Annotated in this window: 1 pseudogene; it reads left to right on the top strand. The window is 64.9% G+C overall.

The features are described from left to right. Positions 1-444 (top strand): annotated as a pseudogene (locus EN939_RS37605) (lipopolysaccharide biosynthesis protein); the annotation flags it as partial.

The raw sequence follows: 444 nt of genomic DNA, 5'->3' as shown, positions 1-444 counted from the left end.
CTACCGCACCGCCACCATCCGCCCCAATCTGATCGGCACCTTTTCCGCCGGCTTCCTGCTGCTCGGCGTGCTGTCGCTGCCGCTGCTGGCCGCGGCCTCGTTCGGCGTCTACCTGCTTTTCTTCGCCGACACCGTGCCGCTGTCGGTGTTTGCGGCAATCGTCTTTGCCGAAGCGCTGCTGTGGCGGCCGGTCGAGGTGGCGCTGATCGTCAACAATGGCCTGGGCAAATTCGGCCGCGCCGCGCTGCTGGCTATCCTGGCGACCGCGTTGCGGGCGCTTGGCGCGGTGCTGTTCATGTTCTCTGCGCATCACAGCGTCTGGATATGGTCGTGGTTCTATATCGGCGCCAATGCCGCCTCGCTGCTGATTGCCTTCGGCTTCTTCTACCCCCGCCAGCGGTTGCGGCTGCGCATCGAGCTCTATCTCAGGCGATTGGCCGATTC

Origin of the sequence: Mesorhizobium sp. M7A.F.Ca.CA.002.05.1.1 (assembly GCF_003998335.1) — a bacterium.
Taxonomy (GTDB): Bacteria; Pseudomonadota; Alphaproteobacteria; order Rhizobiales; family Rhizobiaceae; genus Mesorhizobium.
Note: the sequence above shows the minus strand (reverse complement) of the source record. Positions and strands in the feature narration are given on the sequence as shown.